Origin of the sequence: Streptomyces sp. NBC_01498, assembly GCF_036327775.1 — a bacterium.
GTDB lineage: Bacteria > Actinomycetota > Actinomycetes > Streptomycetales > Streptomycetaceae > Streptomyces.
The window spans coordinates 2,477,431-2,494,165 of sequence record NZ_CP109598.1; the positions used below are offsets into that span (position 1 = coordinate 2,477,431).

Below are 16,735 nucleotides of genomic sequence, written 5' to 3' on the forward strand. Positions count from 1 at the left end.
GGCGCCGGTCCTGGCATCGTGGGGGCATGGACGAGACTCCTCTGCCGGGCGGGTTCATCGATCGGGTCGTACGGGTCGGGGACACCGTGCGGCGTTCTTCCACCGTGCCGGAGCATCGTGCCGCGTACGTACGGCAGTTGCTGACGGACTTCGAGGAGCGGGGCTGGCACGGGGCGCCGAGGTTCCGGGGTGTGGACGAGCGGGGGCGGGAGGTTCTCGACCACATCGAGGGGCTGACGGATCTGCCGGTGTCGGACGCGCGGCTGGTGCGGGTCGCGGAGCTCGTACGGGAGTTTCACGATCTGACGGCCGGGTCCTCGCCGGGCGGGTGGCACCAGGTGGTCTGCCACAACGACCTGTCCCCCCGGAACACCGTCTACGCGGCGCCGGACGGCGGTGAACCGCTGCCCGTGGCTCTGATCGACTGGGACCTTGCGGCTCCCGGCGAGCGGATCCACGACGTGGCACAGCTGTGCTGGCGATTCCTGGATCTCGGCCCGCGCGTGCCCGACGTGGCCTACGCCGCCCGCCGGATCACGCTGGTCTGCGACGCGTACGGGCTGGACGACCGGGACGGCATCGTCCGGACGATTCTCTGGTGGCAGGACCGCAGTTGGCGGGGGATCGAGGCGGCGGCCGAGCGGGGGGATCCGGCCATGGTGGAGCTGCGTGCGCGCGGCGTGGTGGACGAGATACGGGCGGCGTACACCTGGGTCTCGGCCCATGCCTTCGCACTGGCCTCGCAGTTGTGAGTCGTGAGCGTGGTGAGGTGAGGTGAGCGTGGTGCGGAGAACCCGCGAGCGGACGTCGGGAGAGCGGAAGACGTGAGAACGGGAGACGGGGGCGTCGACGTGCGGCGACGGCTCGGCTCGGCTCGGCTACAGCTTGGCCTGGAAGATGCCGGCCGGGCGTTCGCGCCGGTAGCCGAGTGCCGCGTTCACGGCCAGCATCGGCGCGTTGTCGTCGGCGACGCTGGTGCTGATCTCCCGTACGCCCGGGTGGAGTTCGGCGAGCGTGGCGAGCAGATGGCGTTTGACGGCGCGGCCGAGTCCGCGGCCGCGGTGCTCCGGGACGACCACCGTGTCGTACTGGAGCGCGCGGGCGTGCGACGGATCGCGCAGTACGACCTCGGTGTACGCGGCGACCCGGTCGGTGCCCCGGCCCGCGCCGTCCGCCGAGGCGAGCACCACCGAGGTCAGGATGACGCCGCCGCGGTCGTCGACGAGCCGGGCCGCGTTCCGTACGCGCTCCGCGTCCCAGCGCGGCGTCCGCTCGTCCATGCCGCCGGCGGGCGCGTCCTCCATCGCGTCGTGCGCCCGCGCGAACTCGTCGGCGAGCGCGTCGGGCACGACGCCGTCCCATGCCGCGAACCGGTAGCCGTCGGGCAGTTGGGCCTCCGGCAGCCGCGCGTCGGCCTCCCGGACGCGCTGGACGTACCAGGCCAGCGGCAGCACCTTCGTGAAGCCGAGCCCGTCGACGAACGCCTCGCCCGCGCCGCCCAGTTCGAGCATGGCGGAGACCGAACTGCGCCCGTCGGCGGTCAGTTCGGCCCGTATCGCGCTCCACAGTTCGGCGCCGACACCGCGCCGCCGCGCCTCGGGGCGGACGACCAGGGCGTCGAGGAAGGCGGTGTGCCGGTTGCTCTCCTCGGTGAAGAGCAGCAGCGCGGCGACGCCGTCGTACGATCCGTCGGGGGCGGCCCGCACGAGGTGCCGCACGCGCCCGTTGGGCGACTGCACGCGCAGCTTTCCGGCCGTCTCGGTGCGGCCCGGTTCCGGTACGGACGCGGGCACGTCGTGGAGATGGGCAGCCGCGATCACGTCATGCCAGGCGTCTGTCTCCGCCTCCGACGGCGGGGTTCTCAGAGTCTTCAGCATGATCCGAACCTACGCTCACTGCCCGGCTCGCGCCCCCGAGTTGTGCGGGCTTCCGGTCAGTGAGACGGACGGACGACGCCATTGGTTGCCCGGGAGGACACAGAAACCTCAGGAGTCCCGGCGGACACGGGGCTCGGGGACCCGTACGCGAGCGAGATGCGGGGCCGAGAGGCGTACGGGAGGGAGCGGCACCCCCGAGCGGGCACCCGTACCGGAGCGGAACCCCGGGCCGGACCCCGTACGCGAGCAACACGCGGGGCGGGCACGCGTACGGGAGGGAGCGGCACCCCCGGGGCGGGCAGGCGTACGGGAGGGAGCGGCACCCCCGGGGCGGGAGCCCCTGCGGGAGCGGCACCCCCGGGCGGGCACCGGGCCCGCGAACGCGTACGGCGGCGGCGCCCGGGACCGGGTGCCGCCGCCGTACGCGTTCGGGACAGTGGACAGGGATCAGGCGGCGGAGCCGGCCTTCCAGTCCGCCCAGCTCAGGTTCCAGCCGTTGAGGCCGTTGTCGGGCTGGATGGTCTTGTCCGGGGAGTTCTTGACGACGACCACGTCACCGACCATCGAGTTGTCGAAGAACCAGGCGGCCGGCTGGTTCTTGTCGCCCGCGCCCTTCACGTCGTTCAGACCGATGCAGCCGTGGCTGGTGTTGGTCGAACCGAAGACCGAGTCGTTGCCCCAGTAGTTGCCGTGGATGAAGGTGCCCGACGTGGACAGCCGCTGCGCGTGCGGCACGTCCTTGATGTCGTACTCACCCTTGCCGTCGTCGTCGGTGAAGCCGACCGTGGCGCCGTTCATCCGGGTCTCCTTGAACTGCTCGGAGATCACCATCTGACCGTTGTACGTGGGGTTCTCCGGGGAGCCGGCGGAGATCGGGATGGTCTTGATCGTCTTGCCGTCCCGCTCGACGACCATGGTCTTGGCCTTGGTGTCGACCGTGGAGACCTGGTTGCGGCCGATCGTGAAGGTGACCGTCTTCTGCTGGACGCCGAAGACACCGTCCGCGCCCTCGACCCCGTCGAGCGCCAGCTTCAGGGTGACGGTGGAGCCGCCCTGCCAGTACTGCTCGGGGCGGAAGTCGAGCCGCTGCTCGTTGAACCAGTGACCGACGACTTCCTGGCCGCTGCTCGACGTGACGGTGATCCCGCGCTGCACGTCGGCCTTGTTGGTGATGCCCTTGTCGAAGTTGAGCGAGACCGGCATGCCGACGCCGACCGTCGAACCGTCCTCGGGCGTGAAGTTGCCGATGAAGCTGTTGTTCGGCGAGACGGTGGTGAAGGAGGAGTTCTCGTGGGCCTCACGGCCCTTGCCGTCCTTCGCCGACGCGACGATCTTGTACGTGGTGGAGCGCTCCAGCTGGCCGTCCGGCTTCCAGCTCTTCGCGTCGCCGGCCATCGTGCCCTTGACGGCGGTGCCGTCGGCGGCCGTCATCTCGACGTTGACGAGCGTGCCCTTGGTGACGGTGACCTTCGCGTCGTCGTTGATGCCCGCGTTGTCGGCGCCGTTCTTGGGCGAGATGGTTATCTGGGCCTCGGAAGTCTCCTTGGCCGCCGCCTCGTCCACCTGCGCCTGCGCATCCTTCGAACGCTCGGCTCCGGGTTCGTCCTTCCCGCCGTCGCCGGTACTGCACGCCGAGAGCACAAGCACTCCGCCGAGCAGTGCGGACGCGGCCGCGAGGCCCTTGCGCCGCTTGCCGTTCGTCATCACACGCTTCTCCATCGTCGCCGATTCCCTGCCTATGACCTTTAAGAACACCCGTACCGGTTCGTCCGGTTCCCTCTCGGACGAAGATGTGGGCAACACCACTCGCGCTCCGGGACTACACGGAAAGCGCGTGCGAAAGCCCCGGGCCGCGTTCGACGGCGTCCCGGGGCCCAAGGGTGTCACGCCCGCGGACCGAACGGAGCCGAGGTGCCGTCCGATTCCGCAGCCGTGGCCGTTCCGGTACCCCTGGTCACCGGCCGGCGCCGCCGTCACCGTCCTCGCGGTCGCCGTCCTCGCCGTCCCTGTCCTCGTCGTCGGCCTCTCCCTCCATGGCCCACTCCACGGATTCCGGGTCGTAGTCGATCTCCTCGCTGCTCCAGGACGCCTGGGTCAGTTCCACCCCGGGCACCTCGCCGATCAGCTCGGACGGTTCCACCAGGTACGCGAGGGCCTCCGCCTCGTCTTCCCGTACGGCGGAGCGGGCATGCGCGCGTTCCTCGTCGGGCAGGGAATCGTCCGATTCCACACGGGTCAGCGCGGCGGCGGTCAGCTCTTCCGGGTCGGTGATCTCCAGCACCAGTTCCACGTGCAGCCGGACAAAACGGGATGTCTCCGAAGTACTCATAACTGGAGAGTAGGCTTCCGGGCTCACGCGACTTTCCTGCGACCCGCTGCTTTCACTAGCATCGGCGCAGCCGGCCAATTCGGCGTTTTCCCAAGCGTGTTCCCAAGGGAGATCGATTTCGTGTACGTCTCCGTACGCCGACCGCTGCTGACGGCCATAGCCGCCGGCATCCTGCTCTGCGCCCTGTGGTTCGTCCCCTCGGCGAACGCCACGAACGAGCAGGGCCCAGGTCAGCGGCAGTCCACCAGCACCGCCCCGAAGGACTCGGCCGAGCCCGCGGCGGGCTCCGCCGCGGAGTCCCCGGCGGGATCCTCCGCGGAGCTCGCTCTCGCCGACACCGGAAGCGGCGTGGACACCACGCCGTATCTCGTCGGCGGGACGGCGTTCCTGCTCCTGGGCGCGGCTTTCGTCGCGCACTCGGTACGCCGGGACGCGGCCGGCGCGCTCTGAGGCGTCGGTTACGCCCAGCAGTACGCCTCGCGGTACGAGGAGGGGGCCGCCGGGCTGTCGGGCGGCCCTTCCACGTGCCGTCGGGCCGGCGGGTTCACGCCAGCGGGCCGGTCACCGGTTCCACCGCCGCCACCAGCAGGCCCTCCCGTACGAACTCCTCCGCCGCCGCGAGATCCGGCGCCAGGAACCGGTCGGGCCCGGCCCCCTCGATCCCCGCCGCGCGCACCGCGTCGACGGCGGCCCGTGAGGCGGGCGCGGGCGTCAGGCCGGTACGCAGTTCGATCGCCCGGGTCGCCGCGTACAGCTCGACCGCCACGATCCGGGTCAGATGGCCGACGGCGGTACGGAGCTTGCGCGCCGCCGACCAGCCCATCGACACGTGGTCCTCCTGCATCGCCGAGGACGGGATGGAGTCGACGGAGGCCGGGACGGCGAGCCGCTTCATCTCGCTGACCAGCGCGGCCTGCGTGTACTGGGCGATCATCAGGCCCGAGTCGACACCGGGGTCGTCCGCGAGGAACGCGGGCAGGCCGTGCGAGCGGTTCTTGTCGAGCAGCCGGTCCGTGCGGCGCTCGGCGATGGAGCCGAGGTCGGCGGCGACGATCGCGAGGAAGTCGAGGACGTAGGCGACGGGGGCGCCGTGGAAGTTGCCGTTGGACTCGACGCGGCCGTCCGCCAGCACCACCGGGTTGTCCACGGCGGAGGCCAGTTCGCGGTCGGCGACGATCCGGGCGTACGCGAGGGTGTCCCGGCCCGCGCCCGCGACCTGGGGGGCGCAGCGCACCGAGTACGCGTCCTGGACGCGGGGTGCCTCGTCCTCCTGGAAGTGCCCGGTCAGCCCGGACCCGGCGAGCACCCGCAGCATGTTGTCGGCGCTGACGCCCTGGCCGGGGTGCGGGCGGATGGCGTGCAGCTCGGGGGCGAGGACCCGGTCGGTGCCGAGCAGGGCCTCCAGGGTCAGCGCGGCGGTGATGTCGGCGGAGGTGTAGAGACGCTGGAGGTCGGCGAGGGCCATGACGAGCATGCCGAGCATGCCGTCGGTGCCGTTGAGGAGCGCCAGGCCCTCCTTCTCGCGCAGCTCTACGGGCGTGATGCCGTGCGCGGCGAGCAGTTCGCCGGCGGGCCGCAGGACGCCGTCGGGGCCCTCGGCGTCGCCCTCGCCCATCAGCGTCAGCGCGCAGTGCGAGAGCGGCGCGAGGTCGCCGGAGCAGCCGAGGGAGCCGTACTCGTGGACGACGGGTGTGATGCCCGCGTTGAGGATGTCCGCCATGGTCAGCGCGACCTCGGGGCGCACGCCGGTGTGCCCGGACGCGAGGGTCTTCAGCCGCAGGAACATCAGGGCGCGCACGACCTCGCGCTCGACGCGGGGGCCCATGCCGGCGGCGTGCGAGCGGACGATGTTCCGCTGGAGCCGCGCGCGCAGGTCGGGGCCGATGTGCCGGCTGGCGAGCGCGCCGAAGCCGGTGGAGACGCCGTACACGGGCTCGGGCTTGGCGGCGAGCGACTCGATGATCTCGCGGGCGGCGGCGAGCGCGGAGAGGGCGTCGGCGGAGAGCTCGACACGGGCGTTGCCGCGGGCGACGGCGACGACGTCTTCGGCGGTGGTGCCGGACGTCCCCACGACGACAGTGTGCATATCCATATTCAGGAGCGTACGGACTGAAACTCAACGTGTCACTAGGGGGGTGGCGAGGCCGCGTCGGGGCGGGGCGGGGCGGCCCCGGCTTCCCGCAGCGGACCGGCGGCGCCGCTCCTCAGCCCGACGACGCCCCTCCGGGCGGAGTACGCGGGGTGCCCCGGAACCGCCGGCGCTCCCCCGGCGCCGGGGGACGGGGCGGCTCGTCCGCCAGGCGGACGACTTCGCCGTCCCGGCCCGCCACCACCGGGCCCGCCGCCCGCGCCGCCTTCGCGCGGTACTGCGCCGCGTCCGCGAGGCGGAACAGACGGCGAGCCGACCTCAGCGGCCCGATCGCGTCCCCGGTCGACGCGACACCGCACGCCACCCCCTCGCCCAGCTCCAACTCGGCGGCCCGGCGGCACAGTTCGTCGGCGACCCCGATCACGGCGTCCGCGCGGGGCCCCACCGTGAGGAGACAGAACTCGTCGCCGCCCAGCCGCGCCGCCAGCGCCCCGGGCAGCCGGGCCCCACAGACGGAGAGCAGCGAGCCGAAGCGTTCCAGCAGCCGGTCGCCGACCGCGTGACCCTGGGTGTCGTTGACCCGCTTGAGGCCGTTGAGGTCGCAGACGACGAGGCTGACGACCGAACCGTCCGTACGGTGCAGCGCGATCGCCTCGTCCAGACGGGAGTCGACCGCGCGGCGGTTCGCCAGCCCGGTCAGCGGGTCGGTGAAGGCCAGCCGCCGGACCTCTTCGAGCCGTTCCGTCTGGGCGATCCCCGATGCCACGACGGACGCGATGACGGTCGCGAAGTCGGCGTCGGCGCGCGCGAAGACCGGGACGCCGAGCGGCCTCGCCACGTACAGCTCGCCCCACGCCCGCCCGTGCAGCACGATCGGCGCGACGACGCAGCAGCCCCGGCCGCGTCTGCGCAGGGCGGCGACCCGCTGGTGGCAGTAGCCCGGTTCACCGGACTCGGCGGCCGGGCCGTCGGCGGTCTCGACCCACGCGTTGGGCTCGCCGCCGCCCGCCCACCGTTCGTGCAGAAACTCCGCGATCTCGGGGAAGCGGTGCACCGGATACGACTCGTCCTCGGGGAACTCCTCCTCCCCCTCGGCCAGCTCCCCCGCGTTCACCAGGACCTTGAGCTGCCCCAGGTCCCGTTCCCAGACGGACAGCGCGGCGAAGCTGCCGGCCAGCGCGTCCCGCGCGCCCAGCGCGGCGGCCAGCCAGGACTCGTGCGGGGTGTGCGCCGAGGCCATGTTCTGCGCGAGTTCCACGACGGCGCGCAGCCGTACGTCCTCTCCCATCACTCCACCTTAGGGCGCTTCGGGGGGATTCGATCACTCGGAGCAAGTGATCGTCACTCTCCGTCCACCATCGGGTGGGGGTGCGGGGCGGTACGGCGGCGGCGCCGCTACTCGCCGGGCCACTCCGGCGTGCGCTTCTCGTTGAACGCGGCGACACCCTCCGCGCGGTCCCCGGAGAAGGCCACCGACCGCCACGCCGCGTCCTCGACCTCCAGTCCCGCCCGCAGGTCGAGGCCGTGCCCGAGCCGCAGGGCGCGCTTGGCCGCCCGGAGTCCGACCGGCGAGTTCGCGGCGATCCGGGAGGCCAGCGCCAGGGCCTCGTCGCGGTCGGCCGCCTCGCCCGCGAGCTGGTCGACCAGGCCCAGCCCAAGCGCCTCGGGAGCGGTCAACCGCCGGGCGGTGAAGATCAGTTCGGCGGCGCGGGCGGCGCCGACACGGCGGGGCAGCAGCTGCGTACCGCCGCCGCCGGGGATCACGCCCACCGACACCTCGGGGAGTCCGACGACGGCGGTCGGGTCGGCGACGATCAGGTCGCAGGACAGCGCCAGCTCGAAGCCGCCGCCGAGGGCGAAGCCGTGCACGGCGGCGATGGTGGGCATCGGGAGTTCCAGAACGCCGGTGTACGCGGCGCGGGCGGTCGGCCGCTGCCGTACCAGCTCGGCGTCGGTCAGCGAGTTCCGCTCCTTGAGGTCCGCGCCGACGCAGAACGCGCGTTCGTGGGTGGAGGTGAGGACGGTGACGCGTACGTCCCGGTCCGCGCCCAGCGCGGCGCAGGCCGCGCCGATGGAACGCGCCATCTCCGTCGAGACCGCGTTCATGGCCTTGGGCCGGTCGAGCACCAGCTCAGCCACATGGCCGTGCCGCCGCACCGCGACGTACTCCCCGAACCGGCGGTCGTCGCCCTCCGTGCCCCGCGTGCTCTCCGCGCCCACCGCACCCACCGCACCCACCCGCTTCCCGGTTAACGATCGTTGACCGGGATCATAGGCGGCGTCCGCGCGGGCGCGGAGGGGGGCGCCGGGATCGGCCAGGATCCGCCGGTTGGGCGCGGTTCGGCGGGGGCTTGGCGGGGGGGGTGGCGGGAGCGGTGCAGCGGGGGCTTGGCGGGGGCGGCCGATGCAGTTCGACGGGGGTGGCCGACGCGTTCGGCAGGGGTCGGTCGGGCGAGGCGGTTCGGCCGGTTCGTCCATCGGCCGGCCCGGTCGGTCGGTTCAGCGCCGGGCCGGGCCGCCCGGCCGGTCGGGCGGGCGGTTCGTCCGTGGGGCAGCCCGGTCCGCCCGGGTCAGTTCTCGGGCTTGGGGCGTCGCGTGAGCAGCCACGGCTCGACGACGCCCAGACCGCGCACCGGCCGCTGCCACATGGGCTGTATGCCGAAGCGGTACACGGGGGGCTCCTCGCCCGCCTTCTCCGCCTCCGTCGCCTGTTTCGCCGCCTCGGCCTCGGACACGGGGGTGTCACCGGTGCGGATCAGTTCCTCGGCGAGGGCGCCGTCGACCAGGACGGCGTCCTTGGGGGCTATCGAGGTGAGGCGGCTCGCGAGGTTGACGGTGTTGCCGAAGACGTCGCCCATCCGCGTGGTGACCGTGCCGAACGCGATGCCCACCCGCAGCGCGGGCATCGACGTGTCGTGCGTCATGGTCTCGATGAGCCGCAGGGCGATCTCGGCGGCCGTACCCGCGTCGTCGGCGGCGTACAGGACCTCGTCGCCGAGGGTCTTGATGAGCCGGCCGCCGTGCGCGGCGACCAGATCGGCGCAGGTCGTCTCGAACGCCTCGACCAGCTCGCCCAGTTCCTCCTCCTCCAGGCGGCGGGTGAGGCGGGTGAAGCCGACAAGGTCCGCGAAGCCGACGGCGAGCCGGCGGTCGACCATCTCCTCGTCGTCGGCGGCCTGGACGACGCGCCCGGTGGCGGCGGCGAGCTGGCGCCGCCACACGTACACCAGGAACTCCTCCAGCTCCGGCAGCAACAGCTCGACCAGGGGGTACGTGACCTCGGTCCGCGTCATGCCGGGCTCCGGCGGCTCGGTGAGCCCGGCGAGGAAGGAATCGATCTGCCACTCGGCCAGCCGGGCGGTCGTCTGCCCGGTCGACCGGGCGACCTGGATCGCCATCGGCTCGCTCAGCAGCCCGGCCTCGACCAGACCGGCGAGGCGGCGCAGCGCGAGGACGTCGGCCTCGGTGAGGGCGCGGGCCTGGCCGATGTCGGCGAAGCCCATGGCGCGCCAGAAGCGGGAGGCGAGGTCCATCGAGACCCCGGCGGTGCGGGCGGCCTGGAACGGGGTGTAGCGGCGCTCGGCGCCGAGGATCAGCTGTTCGAGCCGGATGGCGAGGGGGTCGTCGGTGGGCTCGGCCGTGTGGTCGACGGCGTGGTGCGGGGTGGGGTGACCGGAGGAGTCCGACGGTGGCTTTTCGTCCCCACCGGAGGTCGTGTCGTCGACCGTCACCAGCCGCCTCCTGCCCGTTCCCTGCGCACTGCCCTGCCGATCTGTCGTGGGTCGCCTCAACGATACGGCAGGTCGGAGCTGTCGGGGTCGACGTTGCGGGTAGTTGCCACGGGCGGGCGGAAGGGGGCTCGCGGAGGGGGCGCCCGGGGGCGGGGAGGCGGTCCGGGGAGCCACCGTGGATCACGGCGTACGGGGAAGCGCCAGCCCGGGTGAGGGCGGGTGGCTGCGGCCGGGATCAGGGCGGGGGTACGCGTACGAGACCCTCTGCTCCTCACGGGTCCCGCACCGCGTGCAGGGCGTACGCGTACGACGGCACCCTCCGCACCCCCCGGGCCCGCATGACGCGCCGGGCGTACGCCTACAAGGGCCCTCCGCTCCCCACCGGCCCCACCCCCGGCCCGCACCACGCGCGGGCCCGCACCGCCCGCAGGGCGTACGCGTACAAGGGCACCCTCCGCACCCCCCCCGGGCCCGCATGACGCGCCGGGCGTACACGTACCAGGCCCTCGCTCCTCACCGGTCCCGGACCGCCCAGCCCCGCACCGCACCGCACCGCTCCCAGTCCCCGCGCGCCACCACGGGCCCTGCACACCACCACCCCGGCCCTACACCGCCCGCAGGTGCACCACGTCGCCCGCGCCCACCGCTTCCCGGCCGCCGCCCTCGGTGGCGATCACCAGGCGCCCGTCGCCGTCGACGGCGACGGCGTCGCCGACCAGTTGACGCTCCCCCGGCAGGTCCGCGCGCACCGCACGGCCGAGTGTCGCGCAGCCCGCCACGTACGCCTCCTGGAGACCGGACGCGGCCGGGTCCCCCGCGGCGTCCCGCCAGGTGCCGTACCACCGCTCCAGTCCGCGCAGCACGGCCCGCAGGAGCGGGTCGCGGTCGACGGACACGGCATCGGCGAGGGCCAGCGAGCCCGCGCCGGGGACGGGCAGCTCCGCCTCGGTGAGGCTGACGTTCAGGCCGATGCCGACGACCACGGCGTCCTCGCCCGCGCGCTCCGCGAGGATGCCGCCCGCCTTGCGTTCCTCCTTGGCGTGCTCGTCGCCCTGTTTGCCGCCGACGGTCACCAGGAGGTCGTTGGGCCACTTCAGCGCCGTGTCCACACCGGCCGCGCGCGAGACGGCCGTCGCCACCGCGACACCGGTGAGCAGCGGCAGCCACCCCCAGCGGGCCACGGGCACGGCCGGTCCGGGCCGCAGGAGTACGGAGAGGAACAGCCCGGAACGGGCGGGCGCCGACCACGCACGGTCCAGCCGCCCGCGCCCCCGTGTCTGCTCCTCGGCGACGAGCACCGCGCCCTCCGGGAGGCCGTCGGCGCGGGCGGCGAGGTCGGAGTTGGTCGACCCGGTCTCGGTGACGACGTCGAGCGAGGTCCAGAGGCGCCCCGGCCCGATCAGCCCCCGGCGCAGGGCGGTGGGGTTCAGTGGGGGTCGTTCGAGGTCGTTCCAGCGGCTGCCCGCGGCATTGTGCTCGGTCATGGGGGCAAGCGTAGGTGTGGCCAACGACGCACTGCCGAATGCGGGGCCCGCCGATACGCTACGGATCAGTAGCCGCGCGCCGACGCTGCGCACGCAGAGCCGTCACGCGCCGAACCGCCGACCACCGGACGCACGACCGCATGTCCCACCCCATGTCCCGCCGAACGCACCACGGCACGCACCACGGCACGCACCACCGCACGCCGGATCCGACCGCACGCCCAAGAGCCGACCGAGCATCACAGCCGACCGGGCCCAGGACCGACCGGGCCTCGGAACCGCCAGACCGTCAGGCAGCCAGACCGCCACACCCGCAGGGAGCCGCATCCCCATGTCCGAGCCGGAAACCGCCCGCGGAACAGAGCACAGCCACACCACCGCGGGCAAGATCGCGGACCTCCAGCGCCGGATCGAGGAGGCCACGCACGCGGGCTCCGCGCGGGCGGTGGAGAAACAGCACGCCAAGGGCAAACTGACGGCCCGCGAGCGGATCGACCTCCTGCTGGACGAGGGGTCGTTCGTCGAACTGGACGAGTTCGCCCGGCACCGTTCCACCAATTTCGGGATCGAGAAGAACCGTCCTTACGGGGACGGTGTGGTGACCGGTTACGGCACGGTCGACGGCCGCCCGGTCTGCGTCTACTCGCAGGACTTCACGATCTTCGGCGGCTCGCTCGGCGAGGTCTACGGCGAGAAGATCGTCAAGGTCATGGACTTCGCGCTGAAGACCGGCTGCCCGGTCATCGGCATCAACGACGGCGGCGGCGCCCGTATCCAGGAGGGCGTGGCCGCGCTCGGCCTGTTCGCCGAGATCTTCCGCCGCAACGTGCACGCGTCGGGGGTCGTCCCGCAGATCAGCCTCATCGTGGGGCCGTGCGCGGGCGGCGCCGTCTACTCCCCCGCGATCACCGACTTCACGGTGATGGTCGACCAGACGTCGCACATGTTCATCACCGGTCCCGATGTGATCAAGACCGTCACCGGTGAGGACGTCGGCTTCGAGGAGCTGGGCGGCGCGCGTACGCACAACACGACGTCGGGCGTGGCGCACCACATGGCGGGCGACGAGAAGGACGCCGTCGAGTACGTGAAGTCGCTGCTCTCCTATCTGCCGTCGAACAACCTCTCCGAGCCGCCCGCCTTCCCCGAGGAGGCCGAACTGGCGCCCACGGCGGAGGACTTGGCGCTGGACACCCTCATCCCGGACTCGGCGAACCAGCCGTACGACATGCACACCGCGATCGAGCACGTGCTGGACGACGCCGAATTCCTGGAGACGCAGGCGCTGTTCGCGCCGAACATCATCACCGGCTTCGGCCGGGTGGAGGGCTATCCGGTCGGCGTCGTCGCCAACCAGCCGATGCAGTTCGCGGGTTGTCTGGACATCAACGCCTCCGAGAAGGCGGCGCGCTTCGTCCGCACCTGCGACGCCTTCAACATCCCGGTGCTGACCTTCGTGGACGTACCGGGCTTCCTGCCGGGCGTCGACCAGGAGTACGGCGGCATCATCCGGCGCGGCGCCAAGCTGATCTACGCGTACGCGGAGGCGACCGTCCCGCTGATCACGGTGATCACCCGGAAGGCGTTCGGCGGCGCGTACGACGTGATGGGCTCCAAGCATCTGGGCGCCGACCTGAATCTGGCCTGGCCGACGGCGCAGATCGCGGTGATGGGCGCGCAGGGCGCGGTCAACATCCTGCACCGGCGGACGATCGCCGCCGCCGACGACCAGGAGGCGACGCGCGCCCGGCTGATCACGGAGTACGAGGACGCGCTGCTCAACCCGTACGTGGCGGCCGAGCGCGGTTACGTCGACGCGGTGATCCTTCCGTCGGACACACGGGCGCATCTGGTGAAGGGGCTGCGGCAGTTGCGGACCAAGCGGGAGAGCCTGCCCCCGAAGAAGCACGGCAACATCCCTCTGTAGGAGGACGCGATGATCAAGGTCGTACGGGGCAACCCGACCCCCGAGGAACTGGCCGCCGCACTCGCGGTGGTCCGGGCCCGCGCGGCGGCCGGCGCCGAACCCGCGCCGGGCGCCGAGCAGCCCCCGCCGGGCTGGTCGGACCCGGCGCGCATCGCCCGCCGCGAGACCCGCCGCCCGGGTCCGACGGCGTGGGCGCGCACGTACTGGCCGGGCTGAGCGGGCCGACCCCACCGGCCGGCGCCCGACGAAACGGGCGGGAGGCTTGAGTACGAGTACTCAGGCGTCCCGCCCGCCGCACGCGCAGGATCGAAGGCATGCTGTGGTCCGATCCTGAGAACGAACCCCCCGAGGACATGCGGGACATGCAGGCGATGATGAGCCGCGCGGGCGTGGTCCTCGCCCTGGCGATGGTGCTCGCGATGATCGTCTCCGGCATGCGCTGACGAGACGGCGGGGCGCCGGGCGGGCGGCGCGGTCGTGTGCGGACGGCCCTCCACGAGGAGAACGCCGACACCACCGTCCGCACGCGCGGGCGGCGCCGCGGCGCGTCCACGATCTGTCCACCGTGGCCGGAGCGCTCCGGCCACGGTGATCCGTATCCGCCCTCCACGTTTGACTCCATGACACAATTATCGTGTCATGGAGTCATGCTGTACGCGACTCCCTCACTGGACGCCGACGACCGGCGGGCGCTCGACGAGATCGAGAGCATGCGCCGTTCCCTGCGCCACATGCTCCGGGCCACCCCCCGCTGGACCCGCCAGCTGCGCCGCAACCTCACCGCCCGCGCGATCGCCGGATCGAACACCATCGAGGGATACGCCGCGACGGTCGACGACGTGGAAGCCCTCATGTCCGGCGAGGAACCCCTGGAGACCGGGGACAGGACGCGCGCCGAGCTGGAGGGCTACCAGCGCGCCATGACCTACATCCAGGCCCTCGCCGACGCCGGAGACGACTTCCGGTACGACGCCGGCCTGCTCAACGGACTGCACTTCATGCTCCAGGGCCACCACCTCGACAAGCGCCCCGGCCGCCGGCGCGACGGCCCGGTCTACGTCACCAGCCCCGACGACCCCCTCGTCCCCGCGTACACCGCACCCGACCAGGCGGACATCCCCCCTCTGATGTCGGAGTTCATCGACTGGCTCAACCAGGGCGACCTCGACGCCCCCGTCCACGTCCGCGCCTCCATGGCCCATCTCAACCTCGTCAAGATCCACCCGTGGAAGGACGGCAACGGACGCATGTCCCGCGCCCTGTCCACCCTGGTGTTCTCCCGCGAGGCCCTGATACCGCCCGAGTTCTCCTCCATCGAGGAGTGGCTCGGCCGGGGGCAGAACACCTACGCGTACTACCAGATCCTGGAGGACGTGGGCGGCCCGCACTGGAGTCCGGAGCGGGACACCCGGCCCTGGATCCGGTTCTGCCTGACGGCACACCACCGCCAGGCCCAGCAGGCCCGGCGGCGCTTCGATGTCATGTCGCGGGCCTGGACCCGCCTGGCCGACGGCGTCGAAGCGGCCGGCATGGACGAACGAGTCGTCCACGCCCTCCTCCCCGCCTTCTCCGACGCGAAGGTCCGCCGCACCGTGTACCAGCAGGACGCCGACCTCAGCGACCAGCAGGCCATCCGCGACATCCGAGAACTCGTCGCCCGTGGCTGGCTCGTCCCCCACGGCAGGGCCCGGGCCCGCCACTACGCCCCCGGCCCCCTCATGGACCCGGTCCGCGAAGAGGTGCGCCAGTCCATGGAGCCGTACGCGGACCCCTACCGACGTGGTCAATGACCTGGCGTTCCACCGCGGTTGACGAGTCGTACCGGTTACGGACGCTGCGCGGCGTCCTGCCAGTGATCGACGAGCCCCCTCCCCCGTGGCCGACAGGGCCCCGCGCCGAAGCCGTCCCCGGGTGGCTACCCTGCTCGTCATGACCGATCAGCGCCGTCGTCTCGTACTCGCCTCCGCGTCGCCCGCTCGTCTCGGACTGCTGCGGCAGGCCGGGTTCGCGCCCGAAGTGATTGTCAGTGGGGTGGACGAGGACGCCCTGTCCGCCGCCACGCCCGCCGATCTGGCACGGGTGCTCGCCGAGGCCAAGGCCACCGTCGTGGCCGCGCTCCCGGAAGCCGCCGGCGCGCTGGTCGTCGGCTGTGACTCGGTGCTGGAGCTGGACGGCGCGGCGTACGGCAAGCCCGGTGACGCCGAGACCGCCACCACGCGCTGGAAGCAGATCCGCGGCCGGGCGGGTGTGCTCCAGACCGGGCACTGCGTCATCGACACCGTCTCCGGGCGCAGCGTGTCGGCGACCGGTTCGACGGCGGTCCGGTTCGGGGAGCCGACGGACGAGGAGATCGCGGCGTACGTCGCGACGGGCGAACCCCTGCATGTGGCGGGCGCGTTCACGCTGGACGGGTACGGGGCGCCGTTCGTGGAGGCGATCGAGGGCAGCCACGGGAACGTGCTCGGTCTCTCCCTGCCCCTGCTGCGCGGCCTGCTGGCCCAGCACGGTGTGGCGATCACGGACCTCTGGACCTGAATTCCCGTGGGCCCAAAGCGAGTTCAGGTGCGGTGAGTTCAGACCGCGGTGGGGTCGGTCCCGGTCGGCGCGGTCACCGCGCCCGGCGCCGGGCGGCCCTCGTACGCCACCAGGGTCAGCACGATCAGCCCCAGCACCACCATCAGGTACAGGAACGCCGTCCACCCCACCAGCCCCACCGCCAGCGCGCCGAGCACGGCGTGCAGGATCGCGCAGACGACCAGCACGGGGCGCGCCACCCGGCCGAAGCCGCGGTCCGTGAGCGCCGCGCGGGCCGGCGGGAGCGCGCACAGCGCGAGGAAGAGGCCGAGGGCGGCGCCCGCCGCCCAGGCGCCGGTGGACATGGCGTCGGGGTGGAGTCCGGCGAGTGACATCTGCTGGTTGTCGACGACGGTGGCCATCACCCCGTTGAGGAAGACGAAGCCGACCGCCTCCACGAGCAGGACGAGCGCGGCCACCCCCGCCACCGGTCTGCGCACCACGGCACCCATCTCGTCCCCCTGTCATCCCGGCTGTTACCTCAAGTACGTTCGGCATCGGGAAGGCTACTGACCGGTAAACCCCCGGACAAGGGCCCGGACCGAGGCAAAGAAACAGGAAGCCGTTAGTGGGGACTCAACAAAGATTCACGAGACGCGCCGGGGTGCTCTGACAGAGACCAGAGCCGCGTAAGCCGATTACTGTGCGGCTCGGAGTCCCGGCGTACCCTGGCGTCACAAGGGATTTCGCGATGTGGGCGGGCCTCGGATCACACTGCGTGTGG

16 protein-coding genes are annotated in these 16,735 nt (G+C 72.5%); 7 read left to right on the top strand and 9 right to left on the bottom strand.

Annotated features, from left to right (window positions below):
• Nucleotides 1–26 precede the first annotated feature (26 nt).
• On the top strand, nucleotides 27–752 hold the full coding sequence (locus tag OG875_RS10255) for a phosphotransferase (protein WP_330173915.1): 726 nt from the start codon (nucleotides 27–29) through the stop codon (nucleotides 750–752).
• Nucleotides 753–878: 126 nt separating this feature from the next.
• Here the strand turns inward: OG875_RS10255 and OG875_RS10260 are convergent, their stop codons facing one another.
• From OG875_RS10260 to OG875_RS10270, 3 genes are all read right to left on the bottom strand, one after another.
• Nucleotides 879–1,877 carry a GNAT family N-acetyltransferase gene (locus OG875_RS10260; RefSeq protein WP_330173916.1) on the bottom strand — a complete coding sequence of 333 codons (999 nt, stop codon included), beginning with the start codon at nucleotides 1,875–1,877 and terminating at the stop codon, nucleotides 879–881.
• A 447-nt stretch (nucleotides 1,878–2,324) separates the two neighbouring features.
• Nucleotides 2,325–3,596, bottom strand: coding sequence for a L,D-transpeptidase (locus tag OG875_RS10265; RefSeq protein WP_330173917.1), 1,272 nt, complete (start codon nucleotides 3,594–3,596; stop codon nucleotides 2,325–2,327).
• Between the two features lie 235 nt (nucleotides 3,597–3,831).
• Nucleotides 3,832–4,206, bottom strand: coding sequence for a hypothetical protein (locus tag OG875_RS10270; protein WP_330173918.1), 375 nt, complete (start codon nucleotides 4,204–4,206; stop codon nucleotides 3,832–3,834).
• A 96-nt stretch (nucleotides 4,207–4,302) separates the two neighbouring features.
• On the opposite strand from OG875_RS10270, the gene OG875_RS10275 reads away from it, so the two are divergent.
• The gene (locus OG875_RS10275) at nucleotides 4,303–4,656 is read left to right on the top strand and encodes a hypothetical protein (RefSeq protein WP_330173919.1); all 354 of its coding nucleotides are present in this window, start codon (nucleotides 4,303–4,305) and stop codon (nucleotides 4,654–4,656) included.
• Nucleotides 4,657–4,750: 94 nt separating this feature from the next.
• Here OG875_RS10275 and hutH read toward each other — a convergent pair whose 3' ends face one another.
• From hutH to OG875_RS10300, 5 genes are all read right to left on the bottom strand, one after another.
• Nucleotides 4,751–6,298 carry a histidine ammonia-lyase gene (gene hutH / locus OG875_RS10280; RefSeq protein WP_330173920.1) on the bottom strand — a complete coding sequence of 516 codons (1,548 nt, stop codon included), beginning with the start codon at nucleotides 6,296–6,298 and terminating at the stop codon, nucleotides 4,751–4,753.
• Nucleotides 6,299–6,410: 112 nt separating this feature from the next.
• Entirely contained in the window at nucleotides 6,411–7,583 is a 1,173-nt protein-coding gene (locus OG875_RS10285) for a GGDEF domain-containing protein (protein WP_330173921.1), read from the bottom strand.
• Nucleotides 7,584–7,690: 107 nt separating this feature from the next.
• Nucleotides 7,691–8,515 carry an enoyl-CoA hydratase/isomerase family protein gene (locus tag OG875_RS10290; RefSeq protein WP_330173922.1) on the bottom strand — a complete coding sequence of 275 codons (825 nt, stop codon included), beginning with the start codon at nucleotides 8,513–8,515 and terminating at the stop codon, nucleotides 7,691–7,693.
• 350 nt (nucleotides 8,516–8,865) lie between these two features.
• Nucleotides 8,866–10,026: an adenylate/guanylate cyclase domain-containing protein gene (locus OG875_RS10295; protein ID WP_330173923.1), complete on the bottom strand. Its 1,161-nt coding sequence runs from the start codon at nucleotides 10,024–10,026 to the stop codon at nucleotides 8,866–8,868.
• A 605-nt stretch (nucleotides 10,027–10,631) separates the two neighbouring features.
• The gene (locus OG875_RS10300; protein ID WP_330173924.1) at nucleotides 10,632–11,510 is read right to left on the bottom strand and encodes a biotin--[acetyl-CoA-carboxylase] ligase; all 879 of its coding nucleotides are present in this window, start codon (nucleotides 11,508–11,510) and stop codon (nucleotides 10,632–10,634) included.
• Between the two features lie 331 nt (nucleotides 11,511–11,841).
• Between OG875_RS10300 and OG875_RS10305 the strand changes: the two genes are divergently transcribed.
• The 5 genes from OG875_RS10305 (at nucleotide 11,842) to OG875_RS10325 (ending at nucleotide 15,972) form a co-directional block, all read left to right on the top strand.
• The gene (locus tag OG875_RS10305; RefSeq protein WP_330173925.1) at nucleotides 11,842–13,437 is read left to right on the top strand and encodes an acyl-CoA carboxylase subunit beta; all 1,596 of its coding nucleotides are present in this window, start codon (nucleotides 11,842–11,844) and stop codon (nucleotides 13,435–13,437) included.
• 9 nt (nucleotides 13,438–13,446) lie between these two features.
• Nucleotides 13,447–13,653 carry an acyl-CoA carboxylase epsilon subunit gene (locus tag OG875_RS10310; RefSeq protein WP_330173926.1) on the top strand — a complete coding sequence of 69 codons (207 nt, stop codon included), beginning with the start codon at nucleotides 13,447–13,449 and terminating at the stop codon, nucleotides 13,651–13,653.
• Nucleotides 13,654–13,751: 98 nt separating this feature from the next.
• Nucleotides 13,752–13,880: a morphogenic membrane protein MmpB gene (gene mmpB, locus OG875_RS10315; RefSeq protein WP_330173927.1), complete on the top strand. Its 129-nt coding sequence runs from the start codon at nucleotides 13,752–13,754 to the stop codon at nucleotides 13,878–13,880.
• Between the two features lie 204 nt (nucleotides 13,881–14,084).
• Nucleotides 14,085–15,227: a Fic family protein gene (locus OG875_RS10320; protein WP_330173928.1), complete on the top strand. Its 1,143-nt coding sequence runs from the start codon at nucleotides 14,085–14,087 to the stop codon at nucleotides 15,225–15,227.
• A 139-nt stretch (nucleotides 15,228–15,366) separates the two neighbouring features.
• Nucleotides 15,367–15,972 (top strand): Maf family protein, encoded by a 606-nt coding sequence (locus OG875_RS10325; RefSeq protein ID WP_330173929.1) that lies wholly within the window; start codon nucleotides 15,367–15,369, stop codon nucleotides 15,970–15,972.
• 38 nt (nucleotides 15,973–16,010) lie between these two features.
• Here OG875_RS10325 and OG875_RS10330 read toward each other — a convergent pair whose 3' ends face one another.
• A complete protein-coding gene (locus tag OG875_RS10330; protein ID WP_330173930.1) occupies nucleotides 16,011–16,463 on the bottom strand; it encodes a hypothetical protein in 453 nt (150 codons plus the stop codon).
• Between the last annotated feature and the right edge of the window lie 272 nt (nucleotides 16,464–16,735).

Excerpts from the sequence above, each read along its gene's own strand:
- OG875_RS10255 (WP_330173915.1), top strand. The coding sequence starts at position 27 with ATGGACGAGACTCCTCTGCCGGGCGGGTTCATCGATCGGGTCGTACGG.
- OG875_RS10320 (WP_330173928.1), top strand. The coding sequence starts at position 14,085 with ATGCTGTACGCGACTCCCTCACTGGACGCCGACGACCGGCGGGCGCTC.
- OG875_RS10285 (WP_330173921.1), bottom strand. The coding sequence starts at position 7,583 with ATGGGAGAGGACGTACGGCTGCGCGCCGTCGTGGAACTCGCGCAGAAC.
- OG875_RS10305 (WP_330173925.1), top strand. The coding sequence starts at position 11,842 with ATGTCCGAGCCGGAAACCGCCCGCGGAACAGAGCACAGCCACACCACC.
- OG875_RS10310 (WP_330173926.1), top strand. The coding sequence starts at position 13,447 with ATGATCAAGGTCGTACGGGGCAACCCGACCCCCGAGGAACTGGCCGCC.
- OG875_RS10300 (WP_330173924.1), bottom strand. The coding sequence starts at position 11,510 with ATGACCGAGCACAATGCCGCGGGCAGCCGCTGGAACGACCTCGAACGA.
- OG875_RS10270 (WP_330173918.1), bottom strand. The coding sequence starts at position 4,206 with ATGAGTACTTCGGAGACATCCCGTTTTGTCCGGCTGCACGTGGAACTG.
- OG875_RS10325 (WP_330173929.1), top strand. The coding sequence starts at position 15,367 with ATGACCGATCAGCGCCGTCGTCTCGTACTCGCCTCCGCGTCGCCCGCT.
- OG875_RS10265 (WP_330173917.1), bottom strand. The coding sequence starts at position 3,596 with ATGGAGAAGCGTGTGATGACGAACGGCAAGCGGCGCAAGGGCCTCGCG.
- OG875_RS10330 (WP_330173930.1), bottom strand. The coding sequence starts at position 16,463 with ATGGGTGCCGTGGTGCGCAGACCGGTGGCGGGGGTGGCCGCGCTCGTC.
- mmpB (WP_330173927.1), top strand. The coding sequence starts at position 13,752 with ATGCTGTGGTCCGATCCTGAGAACGAACCCCCCGAGGACATGCGGGAC.
- hutH (WP_330173920.1), bottom strand. The coding sequence starts at position 6,298 with ATGGATATGCACACTGTCGTCGTGGGGACGTCCGGCACCACCGCCGAA.
- OG875_RS10260 (WP_330173916.1), bottom strand. The coding sequence starts at position 1,877 with ATGCTGAAGACTCTGAGAACCCCGCCGTCGGAGGCGGAGACAGACGCC.